The 20,103-nt window shown below is 39.1% G+C and carries 16 protein-coding genes; 9 read left to right on the forward strand and 7 right to left on the reverse strand.

The genetic code is table 11. The annotated features are described in order from the left end of the window. Positions 1-228: 228 nt before the first annotated feature. The 6 genes from bla to ACM46_RS06830 form a co-directional block, all read right to left on the reverse strand. A complete protein-coding gene (bla, locus tag ACM46_RS06805; protein WP_048505884.1) occupies positions 229-981 on the reverse strand; it encodes a subclass B1 metallo-beta-lactamase in 753 nt (250 codons plus the stop codon). 78 nt (positions 982-1,059) lie between these two features. After that, the gene (locus tag ACM46_RS06810) at positions 1,060-2,577 is read right to left on the reverse strand and encodes a glycosyltransferase family 39 protein (RefSeq protein ID WP_048505885.1); all 1,518 of its coding nucleotides are present in this window, start codon (positions 2,575-2,577) and stop codon (positions 1,060-1,062) included. Positions 2,578-2,712: 135 nt separating this feature from the next. Beyond that, positions 2,713-3,906 carry an efflux RND transporter periplasmic adaptor subunit gene (locus ACM46_RS06815; RefSeq protein ID WP_048505886.1) on the reverse strand — a complete coding sequence of 398 codons (1,194 nt, stop codon included), beginning with the start codon at positions 3,904-3,906 and terminating at the stop codon, positions 2,713-2,715. 134 nt (positions 3,907-4,040) lie between these two features. Then, complete coding sequence (locus ACM46_RS06820; protein ID WP_048505887.1) at positions 4,041-5,312, reverse strand: ABC transporter permease; 1,272 nt, start codon at positions 5,310-5,312, stop codon at positions 4,041-4,043. A gap of 124 nt (positions 5,313-5,436) precedes the next feature. Beyond that, positions 5,437-6,666 carry an ABC transporter permease gene (locus tag ACM46_RS06825; protein ID WP_048505888.1) on the reverse strand — a complete coding sequence of 410 codons (1,230 nt, stop codon included), beginning with the start codon at positions 6,664-6,666 and terminating at the stop codon, positions 5,437-5,439. A gap of 98 nt (positions 6,667-6,764) precedes the next feature. Further along, positions 6,765-7,454 carry an ABC transporter ATP-binding protein gene (locus ACM46_RS06830; protein WP_048505889.1) on the reverse strand — a complete coding sequence of 230 codons (690 nt, stop codon included), beginning with the start codon at positions 7,452-7,454 and terminating at the stop codon, positions 6,765-6,767. 424 nt (positions 7,455-7,878) lie between these two features. Between ACM46_RS06830 and ACM46_RS06835 the strand changes: the two genes are divergently transcribed. From ACM46_RS06835 to ACM46_RS06875, 9 genes are all read left to right on the forward strand, one after another. Continuing rightward, a complete protein-coding gene (locus tag ACM46_RS06835; RefSeq protein WP_048505890.1) occupies positions 7,879-8,853 on the forward strand; it encodes a ribonucleotide-diphosphate reductase subunit beta in 975 nt (324 codons plus the stop codon). 11 nt (positions 8,854-8,864) lie between these two features. Then, positions 8,865-9,083 (forward strand): hypothetical protein, encoded by a 219-nt coding sequence (locus ACM46_RS06840; RefSeq protein WP_048505891.1) that lies wholly within the window; start codon positions 8,865-8,867, stop codon positions 9,081-9,083. A 116-nt stretch (positions 9,084-9,199) separates the two neighbouring features. Continuing rightward, entirely contained in the window at positions 9,200-9,487 is a 288-nt protein-coding gene (locus ACM46_RS06845) for a hypothetical protein (protein WP_048505892.1), read from the forward strand. Positions 9,488-9,535: 48 nt separating this feature from the next. Then, a complete protein-coding gene (locus tag ACM46_RS06850) occupies positions 9,536-11,203 on the forward strand; it encodes a ribonucleoside-diphosphate reductase subunit alpha (RefSeq protein WP_277619848.1) in 1,668 nt (555 codons plus the stop codon). A 254-nt stretch (positions 11,204-11,457) separates the two neighbouring features. Further along, entirely contained in the window at positions 11,458-12,285 is an 828-nt protein-coding gene (locus tag ACM46_RS06855; RefSeq protein WP_048505894.1) for a hypothetical protein, read from the forward strand. Between the two features lie 2 nt (positions 12,286-12,287). Further along, positions 12,288-13,091: a hypothetical protein gene (locus tag ACM46_RS06860; protein ID WP_048505895.1), complete on the forward strand. Its 804-nt coding sequence runs from the start codon at positions 12,288-12,290 to the stop codon at positions 13,089-13,091. Between the two features lie 10 nt (positions 13,092-13,101). After that, complete coding sequence (locus ACM46_RS06865; RefSeq protein ID WP_048505896.1) at positions 13,102-13,920, forward strand: hypothetical protein; 819 nt, start codon at positions 13,102-13,104, stop codon at positions 13,918-13,920. A 632-nt stretch (positions 13,921-14,552) separates the two neighbouring features. Beyond that, positions 14,553-15,125, forward strand: coding sequence for a hypothetical protein (locus tag ACM46_RS06870; protein ID WP_048505897.1), 573 nt, complete (start codon positions 14,553-14,555; stop codon positions 15,123-15,125). Between the two features lie 6 nt (positions 15,126-15,131). Continuing rightward, positions 15,132-16,700, forward strand: coding sequence for a hypothetical protein (locus ACM46_RS06875; RefSeq protein WP_048505898.1), 1,569 nt, complete (start codon positions 15,132-15,134; stop codon positions 16,698-16,700). 181 nt (positions 16,701-16,881) lie between these two features. On the opposite strand, the gene ACM46_RS06880 is transcribed toward ACM46_RS06875, so the two are convergent. Further along, positions 16,882-20,067, reverse strand: a complete 3,186-nt coding sequence (locus ACM46_RS06880; protein ID WP_048505899.1) for a TonB-dependent receptor — start codon at positions 20,065-20,067, stop codon at positions 16,882-16,884. Between the last annotated feature and the right edge of the window lie 36 nt (positions 20,068-20,103).

A 20,103-nucleotide genomic window follows, 5' to 3' on the forward strand; every position in this document is an offset into this window, starting at 1 on the left:
TGATAAATGATGATTGATGTATGATGAAAGATAGCAAGTATTGAAATAAACCATCAGGCTCTCCAATTCATCTCTTTAATTTATACAAAGTTAAAATAAAAAACCATTAAAGACACATTGTTGCATTAATATTTTCTATCATGTTTAATTGATAAAAGGGAAAATAAAAAAGCAGCTGATTTAATCCCTCTTAAATCAGCTGCTGTAAATATCGCTTTAACGTCAATATCAGTTATCTTTAAATAATTTGATGGTATAGTCCAAAAGCTCCTGCCCTCCTACTTCTCCATGGCCCGGCATCACTATTTTAACATCCGGATATTGATTTTTCACTTTTGTAACGGTTTGAGACCATGCATGAACATTAGCATCTCCGAGGTAACCTTTCGTAGCCTCCATTTCTTTAATCAAGCATCCGCCGAACATGGCTTTCTCATCCGGAACATAGGCCACTACATTGTCTTTTGTGTGCCCTTCACCAAAATACTTCACCAAAATTTTATGCTTTCCGGCGTTGAGTGTGATGCTGTCATTAAATCCGTTTCCGGGAACATTTGCTCCGGCTTTCTTTGACAATTCTATGGTTTGATTATTAGCGTAAGACGGAATTTTATTTTTGTCGAATTCTTTAAGACCTCCCAGACAGTCATCATGGAAGTGGGTTGCCACAACGGCATTCACTTTCGAATGAAGGCTGCTCTTGATCCAGGCAATCAATTCTTCAGAGCTTTTATCATTAGTCGGTGTATCCAGAATAACGGTCTCGTTTCCGTCTTTTACAATCATTCCGTTGCATTCCACTTTTCCGAAAGACTCTGTATTTAAATAAGAGATATGCTGATAAATACCATCCGACAGCTGAATTACAGACAGATTATCTGTTTTGTACACCACTTTAGCTTTCTCCTGATTTTTCTGAGAGGTACAGCTAAAAGCCAACAATGCTGAGGATAATAATATAATTTTAGATCGTGATTTCATAGGTTCATTACATTCCAGCGAAATTAGAAAATAATTGAGGTTCTGAAGCCAACTTGCATAGTTAATTAAGTGTTAATGTTACCACTTCATTTCATCAATTTCGTTCTGGATTCTTTTATTGATATTAATCCTGGCTCCTTCGAAACTAAAGACCGCAGTTCCTTTTTCTCTTGCAAATTTATTGTCTATTGAACCTGCTTTCTTCGAACTTTTAAAATAAGGACCTGTTTCTTTAATTTCTTTTTCTTCCGTAGGGAATTCTTTCACCCGGATCAGGTTATCATATTTTTTAGTAAGATCAAACCAATAGATATAATCCGCATTAAATGACACCGCTTTTATTCCTTTCTTTGAATAATAATTGATGGCTCCTGCCTGACCATAATTGTCGCACAGCACCAAAGTAGTCCCGGATGCAGACAGCTTTGAATATTCTTCATCTACTTTTTGAGCAAGTTCTTTCCAGCCCTGCATATCTGCAAAATCCTGAGGAAGGGGATGATTTTTACCATCCTCCCAACGAAGCAGTCCCATTTTTTCATACTTTTCCGGGTGGTTTACAATATATTCAGGACTTTTATTGGGAAAAGCAAGGTTGTACAAAGGCAGAAATAAAAGAACAGGAATGAAGATCAACACGGGTTTCAGAAATCTCCCCCATCTTTTTTCGAAAATATTTCCCAGAAAAACGGCACCGAATGCTATCAAAACAGGATAAAGACCGATGGCATAATAATCTTTAGCTCTGAACAGCAAAAACAGCCCGATGGTAATGATATACATCCAGAAGAAAGATCTGAATTTCTCAAACGGTTTATAGAAAAGCAAGGCGTATAATCCGGCAACGACCACCAATATTGAGCCTATGAAGAAAAGAATCTGGGATTTAAAGAAATTCAGTCTGTCCACATGTACCAGTTGTCTTTCGGAAAGTTCTTTCATATGATGGATGACCGGAAACCCATTATTGTACTGCCATAAAAGATTGGGAAGCATAATGAGCAAAGCCAATAATCCAGCGCCGTACAGATGAGCCTGAAGAAAAATCTTTCTTTGCTTCGTTAAAAGAACGGCCGGAACTATTCCCAGCACTGCAAAGACAATATTATATTTATTCAGGATTCCTATTCCGAAGACCACGCCAGCAGCATAAAGCCATTTTATTTTTTCAGAATTAAAGTACCTGATCAGAATATAATAAATAAGTGTCCACAGTAAAACTTCCAGCGAGGTAGGCTGAAAAAGCATATTGAGACGAAGAAGTACTGAAAGCAAAATACCAGTTGCCGCCAGAATTTTAGCATATAAATTTCCATGAAGTTCTTCAACTATTTTCCATACTACAACAATAGTCAATGCTCCGAAGAGCGCCGGAAAAAATTTAACCCAAAACACGGAATTACCAAGCGATTTGATCAGCCATGCCAGCCAGGAATTAACAGGTGGTACAGAAAGATATCCCCAGGCAAGATGATTGCCCTGATCAAGATGCAGATATTCGTCTCTATGGAGTTCATATTCCGGGCTGATCAGGGAATATTGGAGAATGAATTTTGCGACGATAAAGAAAAAGAGAATGAGGTAATTTTTCTTCATAGCTTCATGACTATTTATTGTTACTATTTTCTTTAAGACAACTGATTAAAATAATCCATTACAATGATTAAAAATAAAAAAATCCCGGGAAAAATTCCCCGGGATCTTACAGTTTAAATATATAGTGGTCGTTTACTATTTTTTCTTTTCTTTAAGCTCTTCTTTGTCTTTGTCTGAAGGGTTCCATACTTTCACTTCCGAATCTTTGGTAATTCCGGAAAGGATCTGAACATTGATTCCGTCGCTGGCTCCTAGTTTCACATAGACTTTTTTGAACTTTCCGTCTTTTTGTTTTACTTCTACAAAAGGCATATCCTTGCCGTTTTTCTTCTCGTACTGGATAAGTGATTCATCCAACAGCAAAGCATTCTTTTCGGATTTCAGAACAATTTCTCCGTTTGCAGAAAATCCGGCTCTGATGTATTCGTTATTAGGATTGGTCACATCACCTTCCACCGGGAATTTAATGGTTCCCAAATTGTCTTTTCCTTTAGGAGCAATCATCGTTAGTTTTCCCGGGAACGTTTTGTTCTGTAGGGCACCGATTACGATTTTCATATCCATTCCCTGCTTCAGTTTTCCTGCCTGGGCCTCGTCTATTTCTCCCTGGAAGATCAAAGAATTAAGATCTGCAATAGAACAGATGGTGGTACCTGCATTGAAAGAGTTGGCCTCAATTACCTGGCTTCCTACTTTTACAGGAACTTCAAGAACAGTCCCTGATGCTTTGGAACGGATCTGCGTTGTAGCCAGTCCCTGAAGTTCAGGAGTTGCTCCGGTTTTTACAATCTGCAATCTTTTCTGAGCGGTAGCCAGCTGCTGATTCGCATTTCTAAGAGCCTGCTGTTGGGAAAACAACTGTTGTTGTGAGTTTAAGTAATCCTGCTTGGAAACCACCCCTTGTTTATATAGACTTTCCTGCATGGAAAATTGCTTCTGCATGTTATCAACATTCAATTTAGCATTACTGATCTGCAGCTGTGAGTTCACCACTTCCTGCTGTGCGTTGTTCACGTCAGCGATGTTGGGAATAATTCTCACGGTAGCAATCAGCTGTCCGGCTGTTACTTTGTCTCCTTCATCTACTAAAATTTTGTCAATGATTCCAGCAATATTCGGCTTGATCTCAATTTCTTCTTTCGGAACTATTTTTCCCGTTGCCATTACCTTGTCTTCCATGTTTTGATAAGTAGGTTTTCTGGTCAGGAAAGCTTCACTCTGTTTAGAATTTGATTTCACGAGATACCCGATCCCGGAGAACAATGCCACTGCAAATAAAAGCCCCACTACAATATAAATGGCTTTTTTCCAAGTGAATTTCTTTTTCATATATCTAGTTTATTTTTTTTATTAAAAGATTGAAGGATTAAAGGATTTAAATATTAAAGAAATCATTTATCATTTTCAAATTATTTTATTTTCAAATTAACACATCATCAAATCAACCCATCATCACATCAGCATTATTCTGATCTCAAAGCTTCAATCGGTCTGATCTTTACAGCCCGCTGCGCCGGAATCATTCCGATAATAAGACCCAGAACGACCATAACGGCCATGGCTCCAAATACATTTCCGTAATTTACCGTAGGATTGTAGAATGGAAATTCGTCCTGATTCTGGGTGACTGCATTTAAAATAATGAGCACGAATATTCCGCACATAAACCCGAGAATCCCCGAGGACAAGGTAATCACCACACTTTCAAGCAGGATCTGGTTTCTCACTTCGGCAGGTTTTGCTCCCAAAGCTCTGCGGATCCCGATTTCTTTCGTTCTTTCTTTTACGGTAATCAAAAGGATATTTGAGATAGCAATAACTCCGGCAAGAATAGTAAGTGTTCCCACAATAATGGTCAGAAGCTGCATTCCGGTAAGGAAACCTGTCAGTTTTTTAAATTCTTTTCCCAAATTGAAGCTCCCAAAGGCATTGGTATCTTCCGGTGATACTTTATTTTTGGTTTTCAGTACCTGTTTTACATCTTCTTCTACGCCGCCTACGTTGGCGTTAGGTTTACTTACAATGGCAAACATGTCTATCTGGTCTCCTGCATTGTACATCTTGGTATAGGTGGAAAGAGGAATAAATGCAGTCCGGTCATTTTCAAAACCGCCTCCTTTTTTCACTCTGAACACACCGATCACGTTAAAAAACAGACCTTTGATATTCACCTGTTTTCCAACCGGATCTTCTTTTTTCTTGGCATCAAAGAAGTTTTTGTAGATCTCTTCTCCAATCACCACTACATTTTTATTTCCAAGAACATCAGCATCATTAATATAGCGACCGAAAATAAGTTTCTTTTCAGAAATTTTATTTCCCACCGAATAATCTCCCGTAAGAGAATAGGTTCCGTTTTTGCCGTTTCTCGACATAGATTCCCCCGCTGTTCCGGTGAAGCTTCCTCTGGCATTCTGCGGAGAGATATAATCAATGGCAGTCACTTTTCTTTTCAGCATATCCATATCGGATAAATTAAGATGAACTTCTCTTCCTTTCGGGAATCCATCATAAGGAATAGATGTTTTCTGAGCCCAAAGAAAGATGGAGTTGGTAGCAAATCCTGAAAACAGTTTATCGAAACCATTTTCCATTCCTTTTGCTGCCCCCAGAAGACTCACATACAAAAACATTCCCCATCCTACTCCAATCATGGTAAGGAACGTACGAAGCTTATTATTCCTCAGTGAATAATAAATTTCCTGCCAAGTATCTTTTTTAAATAAAATGTTCACTTCTTTGAGTTATAAGTTTATAATAATATATGAATGATGAATGATTATTAATAAATGATAATACACTGAAAATCATCCCATCTCCACATCAACAAATCATCACATCATCTAAATTACCGCATCATTATTCCGTTCTTAACGCCTCTATCGGTTTAATTCTGGAAGCTCTGTACGCAGGAACAAACCCTGCAATAAGTCCTGAAAATACCAATGCGATAAACGCCATAAAAATGGTGATCCACCCTACACTAGGACTTTTGATGAAATATTCTTCAAGACTGTCCCCTATTAAACTGAGGGCCAATACGCCTATTGCCACTCCTACAATCCCTGAAACTACTGTGATCACAACACTTTCCTGTACGATAAGCGCCACAATACTTCTCGGCTTCGCTCCGATGGCCTTACGGACACCTATTTCTTTGGTTCTTTCTTTTACGATATAAACCATAATATTACTGATCCCGATAATTCCTGCCAGCAATGTTCCCATGCCGATAAATCCTACAATAAGGGTAAGTACTGCCATAAACTGAAAGGTTTCATTCATGTTTTTGGCATTGTTCCAGATACGGACTCCGTTTTCATCATCGGGAGCAACATTTTTTCTGGATTTTAACCGGTCTTTAAGTTCATCACCATATTTAATTGCCTCTGCGGGAGTCAGTTTTTCATTATAAGCAATAAATACCGTAGATACTGTATCAGAGCCTTTTTTCATCTGCTGAAGGGTTGTAATAGGAACGGCAATATGCCTTTCGTCCCAGTCGCCTCCATCATCGGAAAAAACACCTACCACTTTGAACATGGTTCCGTTGATGTTCAGATCTTTTCCTATCGGGCTTCCGTTTTTGATCAAATCACGCTGAACCATTCTACCTATGACGGCTACATTCTGCTTTCTTTCAAGATCCATAGGCGTAAGATAGCGCCCATCCAGCATTTTTCTGTTTTCAATAACCTTTTCTCCGGGCTCACCACCGTTCACCTGATAAGTCCCGCTTTCTTTGCCGTACTTTACCATTAAACTGGTGCTGTATCTTGGGTTGGCATCGCCTACTTTGTCTTTATCTGTATTGATCAGGAAATCGTAGTCGTCATTATTCATCGTGACCGTTCTGTCCGACTGCAGCCCTTTATAAGCCATAGTGGTTTTACCCGTGTAGATCGTGATAAGGTTCTGGGCATCTCTTGCAAAACCTTCGGTAAAGGCATTCTGAAGCCCCTTTCCTATTCCGAAAAGAACAACAAAGATGAACAGCCCCAAAGCCACCGTAAACCCCGAAAGCACCGTCCGCAATACATTACTGCGGATAGAACTGAATATTTCCTGCCAACGATCTAGGTCAAACATTTCTTATTGGTATTTAAAGATTGAAAAATTTAAAGATTAAAAAATTGGATTTTAAATTTTCAAATCAACACATTATCAAATTTTCAAATCAGCACATTCTACAAAACAACCTGCTTAATAAACTCATCACTTTCAATGATGCCATCTTTCAGGATTACGTTTCTTTTGGTTTGTGCAGCTACATCCGGTTCGTGGGTTACAACGATGATGGTTCTTCCCTCATTATTGATATCCTGAAGAAGTTTCATAATATCATGCGTTGTTTTGGAATCCAGTGCTCCGGTTGGCTCATCTGCCAGCACTACTTTAGGATCTGTAATCAGAGCTCTTGCAATAGCCACTCTCTGTTTTTGTCCTCCGGAAAGCTCGTTGGGAAGGTGATCTGCCCATTGTGCAAGACCTACTTTCTTCAGATATTCCATCGCTTTCTTGTTACGCTCTTTTCTCGGAACATTCTGATAATATAAAGGAAGCGCTACATTTTCCAGAGCCGTTTTATAGCTGATCAGGTTGAAAGACTGAAAAATAAAACCAAGAAATTTACTTCTGTATTCCGCAGCTTTTACCTCAGACAAATGCTCGATCGGGACCGTGTCCAGTTCGTAAGTTCCTGAATCTTTTTCATCCAGAATACCGATGATATTAAGAAGGGTAGATTTTCCGGAACCGGAGCTTCCCATAATAGAAACAAACTCGCCTTCGGAAATATTAAGATTAATTCCTTTAAGAACGTGCAGCTTGCTTTTTCCTGTATCGTATGATTTATGTAAATCCTGAATTACTAACATTAAGTGATGCTTGTTTTATACCCAATAAGTAGATGATATTTTCAATTTGTTACAAGAACAAAAATTTATTCGAATATTTTATTGTTTAATGGTTTTATCCTTTGTTTATAGGCAATTACATTAAATCGTTTAACCGTAACTGTAATTTTTCATTTATTTTCCACGAATAACCCCGTCTAAGCCATTATTCGTGCTGGTTTCATGTAAATGTGGAAAACTTTTAGAGTTAAAACTCAGCCAATTAGTATTTACCCCTTTTAAAATCAGTTCTTTTTTTCGAACTTTGTCATTAGTTCTTTACAAGAAACCGACACTTTTGAATGTGAATATGTTTCAAGTGTAAATACCAAAGATACAAGAAGTTAAATATTACTTCAAAGTTATCCACAGTGATGCAAATTATTTAATTTAAAGATATTTTAATATGGGAATTTTCGATAAAAGAGTAAGTTACAAGCCATTTGAATACCCTGAGGTTCTTCAGTTTGTAGAGGCGATCAACAAATCGTTCTGGGTACATTCGGAAGTGGATTTTACTGCAGATGTTCAGGATTTTCATTCGCAGTTAGAGCCGCACGAAAAACATGCTGTGAAAAATGCACTTTTAGCTATTGCACAGATCGAGGTGTCCGTAAAGACATTCTGGGGAAACCTATACAATCATTTACCAAAACCGGAACTTAATGGCCTGGGAGCTACTTTTGCCGAATGCGAATTCCGTCATTCCGAAGCGTATTCCAGATTGGTAGAAGTATTGGGATACAACGAAGAATTTGCCAACGTTATAGAAATTCCTGCCGTAAAAAAGAGAATAGATTTCCTTTCAAACGTGCTGAAACACGCCAATTCTACAACACCTAAGGAATATGTATCTTCTCTTCTGTTATTCAGTATCCTGATTGAAAACGTATCACTTTTCTCCCAATTTGCGATCATCCTTTCTTTCACCAGATTCAAAGGATACATGAAAAATGTTTCCAATATCATTGCATGGACATCCGTTGATGAGCAAATCCACGCCAATGCAGGAATCTATCTGATCAACAAGATCCGTGAAGAACAACCTAACCTGTTGACAGATTCAGATATCGAAGACATCTATACATTGGTAGATCAGTCTATAGACCTGGAAAGTGAAATCCTTGACTGGATCTTCGAACTTGGAGAGCTAAGTGTTTTCTCAAAAGAAGATCTTCTTAATTTCATGAAATACCGTGTAGACGACAGCTTAAAGAAAATCAATATGGAAACCCGTTACAACGTATCTCCGGAACAATACCGCCCAATGGTATGGTTTGAAGAGGAAGTTTTCGCGAACTCCATGGATGATTTCTTTGCTAAAAGACCTGTAGATTATACGAAACACGATAAGAGTATTACAGCGAACGATTTGTTTTAATTAATATTTACATGGAACTTAAATTAGAAAATATTAGTGTAATGTATCCTGACGAAGACTCTAGTATTGATAGAGATTTAGTCTTAAGAGTTGACCTTGATGAAGAATCATTACATTTCGATTTGATTGATAAAGTAAAACCTACTGGTGGGTTTGCTTTAAATAAGAAAGAGGTGGGGATTTTAAGGGACTATCTAACTTCTATTCTCAAGAATAAAATTATTAATTAATTAAATAGAGCGCAAGCGAAGCGAGCGTCAAAGCAGATAGTATTAGCAATATTACACTTCATCTAAATAAAATTCCACCGTTCCCGGGAATAGTCAGATAATTCAAAGCACAAAAAATGATCAATGTAATCGTAACCTATACCGTAAACCCTGAATACGTTTCAGAAAACAAGACCCACATTCAAACGTTTCTGGAGGATTTTAAAAATCTGGATCAGGAAACATTTGAGTACAAGGTATATTTAAAAGAAGACGGCGTTACCTTTTTACATTATTCAAATTACATCAATGAAGAAGTTCAGCATGCAGTTTTGAATGTTCCGTCTTTTAAGGAGTTTCAAAGATTAAGAGACGAAAGCGGTCTGAACAATACACACAAAGTAGAAATTTTACAATCAATATAAAAAACAACAAAATTCCGGAGCACCCAACCTGTTCCGGAATTCGAAAATATAACATCTATGGAAGAGCAAAATTCAAATATATGGTGGCTCAATGAAGAGTCTGAGCAGATGCTGAACAGAGGGTATCTGTTAAAAGGGGAAACTGTAGACGGAGCCATCGACAGAATTACCACTGCAGCAGCAAAAAAATTATACAAGCCGGAGCTACAGCCCGCTTTCAAAGAAATGATCACCAAAGGATGGATCAGTTTCTCTTCTCCTGTCTGGGCCAATATGGGAACACAGAGAGGGCTTCCTATTTCCTGTTTCAACGTTCACATTCCGGACAGTATTGAAGGAATTACCCACAAAATGGGTGAGGTGATCATGCAGACGAAAATCGGAGGTGGAACTTCAGGATACTTCGGAGAATTGAGAAACAGAGGAACTGCTGTAACAGACAACGGAAAATCTTCAGGAGCGGTATCGTTCATGAAATTATTCGATACAGCTATGGATGTGGTTTCTCAGGGAGGCGTAAGAAGAGGTGCTTTTGCTGCCTATTTGGATATTGACCATGGTGATATTGAAGAATTTTTGTCCATCAAAGATATCGGAAGCCCGATTCAGAACCTGTTTACGGGAATCTGCGTTCCTGATTACTGGATGCAGGATATGATTGATGGTGATATGGATAAACGTAAAATCTGGGCAAGAGTTCTTGAAAGCCGTCAGCAGAAAGGCCTTCCTTATATTTTCTTTACCGATAACGTTAACAGAAACAAACCTCAGGTGTATAAAGATCTTGGAATGCCTGTTAATGCAAGTAACCTTTGCTCTGAAATCATGCTTCCTTCCACAAGAGAAGAATCTTTCATCTGCTGTTTATCTTCCATGAACCTTGAGTTATACGACGAGTGGAAAGATACCGACGCCGTAAAACTGGCTGTTTATTTCCTGGATGCCGTTTTAACTGAATTCATCGAAAAAACAGAAGGTAACTACTATCTGCAGGGAGCAAGAAACTTTGCTCTACGTCACAGAGCTCTTGGATTGGGAGTTTTAGGATACCATTCTTATTTACAGAAAAATATGATTCCGTTTGAAAGTTTTGAGGCGACTCAGTTCAACGCAAGAGCTTTCAGACATATTAAAGAACAGGCGGAAACCGCATCTAGAGAATTAGCCAATATTTATGGAGAGCCGGAACTACTGAAAGGCTACGGATTGAGAAATACCACCACTATGGCTATTGCTCCTACCACTTCAAGTTCTGCCATACTGGGACAGACTTCTCCGGGAATAGAACCGTTTGCTTCCAACTATTATAAAGCCGGTCTTGCTAAAGGAAACTTTATGCGTAAGAACAAGTATCTGGCGAAATTATTAGAAGAAAAAGGTCTTGATAATGAAGAAACATGGAGAACAATTATGTTGAACCACGGTTCTGTTCAGCATTTGAAAGAACTTACAGAGGAAGAGAAAGCCGTATTTAAAACGTTCAAAGAGATTTCTCCGATGGAAATTATCTCTCAGGCTGCTCAAAGACAACAATATATTGATCAGGCTCAGTCTCTGAATTTACAGATTCCTTCCACCATGCCGGTAAAAGATGTGAACTATCTTTACATTGAGGCCTGGAAAAAAGGAGTAAAAACGCTTTACTATCAGAGAAGCTCTTCAGTTTCTAAAGAAATGATGGTGAACTTTGTTACATGCTCCGCTTGTGAAGCATAAAATAGGCAAATAATAAACATCTGCATAGATAAAAAGCACGCTTTTCAGCGTGCTTTTTTGTTGTTTTCAAATTTTAACAAAATTTTAACAATTGTTTTTAAAAAAAATATTTTATCCAAATCATTCATTAATGCTAAAAATATTAACCTCTTATTCTCTAAATAGTGACAATAATCATTATATGTTTGATTCTCAATCTAAATTCTGGTTTTAAATTTGATATCTTTGTAAAAAATTATTTCAAACCAAACCTTATGATAAAAAAAATAGGCGGTAGCACCATGCTTACCTTGTTGCTATGCTTATCCGCCATAAACACAAATGCCCAGGTTAAAATTTCGAATTCATCAGGAATAATCAATTCAGAAAGTTTATTACACCTGGAAAGTGCAGGGAATGATAAAGGATTTCTGCTTACAAGAATTGCTCTACAGGCAACCAATACCGCAGCTCCTCTTTCTTCCCATGTTGCAGGAATGGTTGTTTTCAATACGGCAACCGCAGGAACAGCTCCCAATAATGTAAGCCCGGGTTTATATTACAATAACGGTACACAATGGGTTAAACTTTCTACCAAAGCTCCGCAGACAGGAGATATTAAAAATGGTTTTCAAAGTGCCGATCATAACGGATGGTATCTTCTTAACGGAAGAGCTGTAAGCACACTCGCCGTTAATCCAAGAGCTAGAGCCACAGCATTAGGTTTTAGTACCAACCTTCCGGACGCTTCAGACCGATATCTAAAAAATACAAGCGGGACAGACAGTATGGGAACCTCAGCAGGAGTCAATTCATTTACCCTTACCCAGGCCAATCTCCCTAATGTTACTTTCTCCGGAACAACAAATACTACAGGAAGTCATACGCACACCTACACAGACAACCCTGTGAATTCGGCAGCAAACGGAGTAGCCAGTGGAACGAATAACCCTGTATCGGACACGTCGAGTGTTAATGATACCACAAGCAGCAATGGGGCCCACACACATACCCTGAGCTTTTCCCTGGGAGGCAGCAGCCAGCCTGTCAACTTTGTACCAGACAATATTATCACTAATGTATTCATCTATCTAGGAAACTAATTATGAAAAAAAATACTTTTTACACCTTGATAGGATTACTTTTTTTCTCTATCATAAAATCACAAGTTGGTATAGGTACATCGAACCCATCCACTTCAGCAGTATTGGAACTAAGCAGTACAAACAAAGGCTTTTTAATGAATACCGTATCGTTAACTTCTACATTGTCTGCCAGCCCTCTCAGCAGCCATACGGAAGGAATATGGGTTTACAATACCGCCACTGCAGGAACTTCACCCAATGACGTAATTCCGGGACTGTATTATAACGACGGCGCAAAATGGGTATTGATGTCTATTAACACGGATATTCCTAAAATCGGAGATATTAAATCCAGTATGGTGAATACGGATCATAATGGCTGGTACCTGATGAATGGAAGAAATACTTCCACTCTTTCGGCAACGGCTCAGGCAAGTGCTTCATCAATTGGTTTTGCAACGGTTCTTCCCAATACTGCGGACAGAATTCTGAAGGGTAAAAATGCTTCTGAAGCGGTAACAGCAACAGGAGGAGCCAGCTCTTATACGCTTTCACAGGCCAATCTTCCGAATCTTACCTTCACAGGAAATACCAGTACAGATGGAGCTCACACACATAGCTACACCAACAGAGGGGTCAATTACTGGAATTTCAACGCAGGAAGTCTTAATACGACAAGAACTGTAAACACAGAAACAAGAACAACCGGTGCATCCGGTGATCATAACCATACTTTTTCTGTATCCAGCGGAGGAAGTAATACTGCTGTTTCGCAATATCCGAAACATATGGTGGTACAGTACTTTATTTATCTAGGAAAATAAAAAGACAGAAATGAAAAAAATTAATTACATTATAGTGCTACTTGCCATTTTTAATACATTGAATGCGCAGGTACTCGTGACGGCAGGAAACGCTCCGTCTCCCAATCCAAATAGCCAAGCTGTTCTGGAACTATACGCTCAAAACAATAACAAAGGGCTTCTGATGCCTAAAGTTTCTCTTACCGCGACAAACGCTGCAACTCCTTTTCCCAGCCATCTGGCAGGAATGACTGTATACAATACCAATACGACAACAACAGTACTGACAGGTGTGACACCCGGTTTTTATTATAATGACGGAACTTCATGGAACAGACTGGAAGTACAGCTTCCCAACATAGGAGATATAAAATACAGCAGCATTCCCGGCGATCAGAACGGATGGTATCTACTGGACGGAAGAGCCATCTCTACCTTGCCGGCAGCAGTACAGACAAGGGCTACTTCTCTTGGATTTTCTACCACGCTGCCGAACAGTACAGACAGATATCTGAAGTCTAAATCGGGGGCTGAAACCTTAGGAGCCACCGGAGGAAGCACCTCTGTAGCTATTACCCAGGCGAACCTTCCCAATGTAACCTACAATGCTACCACCACAAGTGACGGAGCACACACTCATTCTTACAATGACAGAGCAAGCGGAACTACCATAAGTGTGGAAGGAGGAAGCAACAGAACAGTAGTTGATAATGATTTTACTACCTCTACCACTTCAAGCGCAGGAGCTCATGCTCATACTTTCTCAGTGTCCACAGGAGGAACAAACACCGCTGTAAGTTTACAACCCAAGTACCTTTCAGCGTATATTTTTGTTTATCTTGGACAGTAAGAATCTCCGATTTAATAAAAATCAATATGCTTTAAGCATAATTAAATATGATAAAAACCACAGGCAATTTCTGTGGTTTTTTTGTTTACAATGATACTTAAAAACAAGAAATAAAGGTATAAATGTAAAAAATGAGGTATAAAAAACAAAGGAAACAAAAATTTAACAAAATTTAACATTTCCATATTTTTAAACTGATCTCTCTTTAATCGTTCATTAATACAGAAAACATGAGCTTTCCGGTCCCTTAACAGTGAATCAAATACCGCTATTACTGGCTTTCTAATTGTTATTATAAATCAATTTTACATACATTTGTTTAAAATTTACTAATCAAAAGCTTTATTAGTTAAAATATTCATCAATCATAACCTGTATTGATAATTAAGCAACATACAATACAGCTTTAGTTTTTAGTGAATATTGATCTTGTAAAAAGGCCTACAAAACACACTCATTATTAATGATGAATTAAACAAAACACAATCTTTAAAAACAAAAAAACACTCACCGACAACTCTTATTAACAACATAAAAAAAACACACAAATATTTAGATTAAAAATCTAGTTTTCTATCGCTTAAAATCTGGCAGATAGAAACAAGAAACACACAAAAAAAATTATTTCGACTATGAACAGATTTATTACCTTCATCTCGGTAATGGCTTTTTGTACCATTACTGCTCAGGTGGGCATTAATACTACCACACCTGATCCCAGCTCAGCTTTGGATATTCTAAGTACTTCTAAAGGAGTTCTTCTCCCACGAATCAGCAATCTTTCTTCAGTGACGAATCCTGCAACAGGACTGGTTATTTTTGATTCCAATAAAAAATGCATCAGCCAGAATGTAGGAACTCCTGCAGCTCCGGACTGGATATGCCTTTCTCCGTATGCAACTAAGTTTTTCTACATGCCGAGCGTAGTTTTCGATACCACAACCACCGGCGCGGGACAGACGAAAGACCTGTACACACTGTATAAGAACCAGTTCTCGAATGTACCTTCGAATGCCAGAAGTGCTTCGGCTCCGGCTTCGATTCCGTTCTTTCCTAATGCAACAGATCTTTATTATTATGTAACCGGCTTCGATTCTTCTGTTTTCAAGATCAACAGCATCAGCAGTACGGGTGTATTAAATTATGATGTTATATCCAATGCTACTTCAGCATCTTTCATCAACATCGTATTTGTAGTAAAATAAGCAGTTATGAAAAAGAATGGTAAAAGGCTGTCTTTGATAAGCCTTGTTTTCACGCTGCTTACTCACTTGATGTATGCACAGACAGACAGCACCGAAGTAGCCAGTATTTACGGGTTTTATTCCTATTCAAGTTCGCTGATGAATGCATCGTCAGCATCAGAGCTTACGATACAGGGAAATGCATCCCATACGGCTACCGGAGTACAGCTTACCCCTGCCAGCTCAGGACAGTTTGGAGGGCTGTTTATCAACGGAAGAACTTTTACCTCTGTAAACGGACTTCACGTAGAATTCGAATATGACATGAAAAACGGAACCCCACTGGGCGGAACTTATGGAGACGGTTTATCTTTCTTCCTTTATGACGGAGCAGTAACAAGCCCTACCATCGGAGCTCCCGGTGCAGGTCTTGGGTATTCCTACAACAGAACAAAAGATACTTATGCTTCCCAAAGAAAACCCGGGCTAACCGGTGCCTATCTGGGGATTGCTCTGGATGAATTCGGAAATTTTAAATCCAAGCGTTTTCAGGGAGAATCCAGAATTAATGGAATTTCCGGTGTTACCTGGAGCCAGGCGACAAGCCATATTACTTTAAGAGGAGCAAGAGGGGCTGCCATCAATACCACAGGATTAGGATTGGGATATACCGGATATCCGGTTTTGGTAACCCGTTCTACCCTGAGCAATACCGGAACAGTAGGGAGAATCCTGCAGACTGACAGAAGCTATGCAGCTACTTCCAATACACTTTCTTCTCAATTTGATCTCAGAAATAATGCAGGAGAATTCAGAAAGGTATATCTGGATCTTATCCCTCACTTTACCTCGCCTACCACAACAGACGGATTTGACATCAAAGTGGATATGCAGACCGACCAGAACGGAACTCCCGTGAATATTATCAATTATTATCACTATAAAACTTCAGTTCCTTATACTGAAAATGCCAATCCGCAGACCACTGATTTTAATACCTCGGATACCGAAGGAGCTGCAACTTCCCAAACACTGGACGCAACTGTTCCGGCAGTTTTAAAACTGGGCTTTGCAGCAGCTACAGGAGCAGCATTTCAGCAGCACATTATCAGAAATGTAAAACTGACTCTTCCTTACGCGGCAGTTGCCAACGACGACGTAACTTCTACCTGTAAATTTCAACCTGTGGCTATTCCTGTATTCAATAACGATATAGCATACAAAGGCCCGATCAGCATTACCACTCCGCCTACAGGAAGCAATATGAATATAGATTATTCAACGTTCAGCTTTACAAAAAGCAGTGAAACAGATCTTACTTTGTATCGTAAAAAAGTGACGACAGAGGGAACATGGACGTACAATAAATCGACAGGTATTGTCACTTTTAATCCATCAAGCGGATTTACGGGAACTGCGACTATGACGTATACCATCAAAGGAAGAACGGTAAAGGATTCCAACGGCAAAATTGTGGAACCTTACGGAGATACGGCTTACCGGTCTGTTCCGGCAACCATTACGGTTAATTTAAAAACTTCCGGCTGTATTTATTCTGTTATTTCCAACATAATGGTAACGCAAGAGGTAAAATAAAACCAGAAAACACAAATTCTATTATAAAGTACTGTAAAACCATAGAGATTTCTATTGTTTTTATTGATCCATGAATCACTCCCAAGATATTGTAACCGTTCTTTAAACCTAATAAAAACAGCCCGGAAAGAATATCCGGGCTGCTGAAAAAATTATAAGTAAAAAAATGAAAGACTAGTGATTAAAAGTTATATCTCACTCCAAGTTGTGCCTGGAATCTCGATGCAAACTGATCAATGGTGTAAGGCAGTCCCGGTGTTTTAAAATTATAGGTAGGATCACCTGCTGAAGGTTGACCAGCTGCTATATTTCCAACTTTTGTAAGTCCCACGCTTGCTGTGGAATTAAAGGTATTGGGCACAAAATAAACTTTACCCCAGTTTTTATTCAGCATATTGGTAAGATTGATAATGCTTAGTGAGATCTGAATATTGTTCTTCGATTTTTCGCTAATCCTGATCTCATCCATAATTCTGAAATCGGCCTGAATATTCCATGGGGTGAAATCTCCGTTTCTTTCCGTAAACTTTCCTCTTCTGGAGTTCAGATATTTATTACCGCCTACGAAACTTTCGTAATCTGCAATCTGCTGCTGGGCTGTAACCAGAACATTTCCTGAAGCATCTTTTATAGGAACAATATATTTGGCCGCTTCTGCTGCATCTTTAAAGATATAAGAAAGCCCTGCCGCCTGTCCCGTATTGGCAATGGTACTGTTCACAAATCCCCAGCTGAAAGGGTTTCCGGACTGTGCATTGAAGTATACGTTGGCAGATAACCTGTTGGATTTTGAAATATCAAGCGCATAGCCCAGATTGGCAACCACTCTGTTTTTGATAGCAAAATTAGAAGTGGTAAGTTTTGGATCATTAGGCGTCAGGGACTGATTCATCTGCCAGTTACTCTCCATAGAATTTCTGATTCCGTTGGTAATATCTTTTGCATCTCCATAAGTATACGCTACGAAGAAATTAAACCCGAAATTATAAGACTTTGCAATCTGTGCAGTCAGGTTATAACGGTAGCCTTCTTTGGTATTGGATAAAAGATAGGCATTGGAAAAATTACTGTTGATATTGGTAGTATAAACCGGCATTTCATGATTGGTATCATAGCTGAAATACGTTACATTATCCGTTTTGTTTACCTGCTGGAATTTCAGATCATAAAGGACTTTGGTATAAATTCCTTCAAGGGTAATTTTATATCCTGCCAGTGTATAATCATAGGCTAAGGAGCTTCTCCATACCCTCGGCATTTTAAAATTGTTGTCAATAAGATCGACCTGAACTTTGGAAGAATTCTGCCATTTCGGGAAATTACCGCTTACCAGAGGATCTCCGTTAGCAGCCAGCTGAGCGGCTGTTGGTGCATTATAATCATAGCTTCCGAAACCTACTCCGTCGTTATAGTAAGCATATCCCAGCCAGGCAAAAGGAATTCTTCCCACAAATATTCCGGAACCTCCTCTTAAAACCATAGATCTGTTTTCTGTAAGATCAAGGGTAAATCCTAATCTCGGAGAAATGGTAGGTTTGTTGAGATAATCATTGGAAAGCTGGCTCAGCGGTGTATAAGTATAGGTATTTCCGAAATTCGGATCCTGAGGTGAATTCTGTACCAGCGGGCTCAGTCTTGGTTTATCCGGCAGATCTGTATAATCTACTCTTACTCCCGGTGACAATCTCAGCCTTCCCCAGTTGATTTCATCCTGAAAATAAAGGGATAAAAGATTGACTTTATACTGAGCATAAGGGTTATCAAAAAGTGTTTCCCTGCTATCTCCGTTAAAAGGGTAGGTTCCTCTGATTCTCGAAGGATTGGAATTGTAAAAATCAGCAAGGCTTTTATAAGATATTCTCCCGTTCAGCGCATTTACAAAACCATAGTTGATGTTATACAATTCATTGTGTGTTCCCAATAAGAAAGTATGGTGTCCGGCTTTATAGGTGAGGTTGTCTGTGATTTCAAAGGTTTTCTGTCTCATATTGAAAACAGTTGCTTCCCGGTCGTTGCCCAACAGAAGAGTTCCTCCGTTGTAAGCAATTTCCACCTGCGGGAACATGGCATTTCCTGAGGTAGGATCTCTGTAATCGTGGATGGAGGAATAGCCTAAGACTAAGTTGTTATTCCATTTATCATTAAATCGGCTTTTCAGCTCCAGTGTTGTTGTGGAAGCGTTATTTTTCTGAACAAAATCCATGCTGGCGAACCTGAAATTAGCCCCATCTCTTTCAAGGTTTGATGCCTGTGAGAATACCGTATTGTTTTTAATCGATAATGTATGTTTATCGTTGATCTTCCAGTCCAGCTTATTGAAAAGCTTGGCACTTTCCGAAAAGTTGTTATACCCGTCGAAGCTTCCTACATTAAATCCGTATTTATTCTTTACAAAACTGGATATCTGTTGTGCTACGGCATCATTCACCAGTGCATTGGGATCGTTGGCGTTATAGAATACAGGATCTCTTCTTTTGGTATATTCCAGATTCGTAAACAGGAATACTTTGTCTTTTACTACCGGAAGGCCTACTCTTCCACCATAAATCATGTCTTCAAAAGCTTTAGGCATTTTTGAATTGTCTCCTACCCTGTTGTTTCCGGTAATCGCAGCATTTCTTCCGTATGCATAGATTGATCCTGTTACTTCATTGCTTCCGCTTCGGGTAACTGCATTGATACTTCCTCCCAGGAAATTCCCAAGCTTCACGTCATAAGGAGCAATATACACCTGAACATCCTGAATGGCATCCAAACTTATCGAATTGGAACGGGTACTGCTTCCCGGCATTCCTGAAGTTCCTGTCTGACCGCCCAGAGAAGGGCTGAAACCGATTGCATCATTGTTGATGGAACCGTCAATGGTAACGTTGTTGTATCTGAAATTGGTTCCGTTAAAAGAGTTATTCGCACTCTGCGGGACGAGCTTTGTTACATCCTGAATTCCCCTGTTGATATTGGGAAGTCCCGATATCTGTGCCTGGCTGATTCCTACTCCATATTTTGCCACGGTCTTTTTAGACGTAATTTTTACTTCATCAATCGTTTTCTCGCCGGTATTGGCTTCCACAACGGGCAGATCATTGTTTCCCAGGGAAAGCTGCAGGTTCGTATTGGTATAAATAATCTGTTTTCCATCAGATATTTCGATGGAATAAGGTCCTCCGGGCTGAAGGTTGTCTAAACTGAACTGCCCTTTACTGTTGGTTTTGGTTTCGAAAGTACTGTTGGTAGGGATGTGTGTCACTTTCACAGTAACTTCGGAAGAGGCTCCTTTCAGTCTCCCAAAAATTTTAGAGGTGGTTTCCTGTGAAAAAGCAAAACCAAATGACAGTAAAGCAAAAGCACAGATTATTTTATTCTTCATGACTTTTTTTGTTAGAAATTCTGGGACAAAATTAGA

It is taken from the genome of Chryseobacterium angstadtii (assembly GCF_001045465.1).
Classification (GTDB): domain Bacteria; phylum Bacteroidota; class Bacteroidia; order Flavobacteriales; family Weeksellaceae; genus Chryseobacterium; species Chryseobacterium angstadtii.

Bases quoted from the DNA above. Each gene is read 5' to 3' on its own strand.
- ACM46_RS06815 (WP_048505886.1), bottom strand. From the start codon at position 3,906: ATGAAAAAGAAATTCACTTGGAAAAAAGCCATTTATATTGTAGTGGGG.
- ACM46_RS06835 (WP_048505890.1), top strand. From the start codon at position 7,879: ATGGGAATTTTCGATAAAAGAGTAAGTTACAAGCCATTTGAATACCCT.
- ACM46_RS06830 (WP_048505889.1), bottom strand. From the start codon at position 7,454: ATGTTAGTAATTCAGGATTTACATAAATCATACGATACAGGAAAAAGC.
- ACM46_RS06845 (WP_048505892.1), top strand. From the start codon at position 9,200: ATGATCAATGTAATCGTAACCTATACCGTAAACCCTGAATACGTTTCA.
- ACM46_RS06875 (WP_048505898.1), top strand. From the start codon at position 15,132: ATGAAAAAGAATGGTAAAAGGCTGTCTTTGATAAGCCTTGTTTTCACG.
- ACM46_RS06825 (WP_048505888.1), bottom strand. From the start codon at position 6,666: ATGTTTGACCTAGATCGTTGGCAGGAAATATTCAGTTCTATCCGCAGT.
- ACM46_RS06865 (WP_048505896.1), top strand. From the start codon at position 13,102: ATGAAAAAAATTAATTACATTATAGTGCTACTTGCCATTTTTAATACA.
- ACM46_RS06840 (WP_048505891.1), top strand. From the start codon at position 8,865: ATGGAACTTAAATTAGAAAATATTAGTGTAATGTATCCTGACGAAGAC.
- ACM46_RS06855 (WP_048505894.1), top strand. From the start codon at position 11,458: ATGATAAAAAAAATAGGCGGTAGCACCATGCTTACCTTGTTGCTATGC.
- ACM46_RS06880 (WP_048505899.1), bottom strand. From the start codon at position 20,067: ATGAAGAATAAAATAATCTGTGCTTTTGCTTTACTGTCATTTGGTTTT.
- ACM46_RS06860 (WP_048505895.1), top strand. From the start codon at position 12,288: ATGAAAAAAAATACTTTTTACACCTTGATAGGATTACTTTTTTTCTCT.
- ACM46_RS06870 (WP_048505897.1), top strand. From the start codon at position 14,553: ATGAACAGATTTATTACCTTCATCTCGGTAATGGCTTTTTGTACCATT.
- bla (WP_048505884.1), bottom strand. From the start codon at position 981: ATGAAATCACGATCTAAAATTATATTATTATCCTCAGCATTGTTGGCT.
- ACM46_RS06810 (WP_048505885.1), bottom strand. From the start codon at position 2,577: ATGAAGAAAAATTACCTCATTCTCTTTTTCTTTATCGTCGCAAAATTC.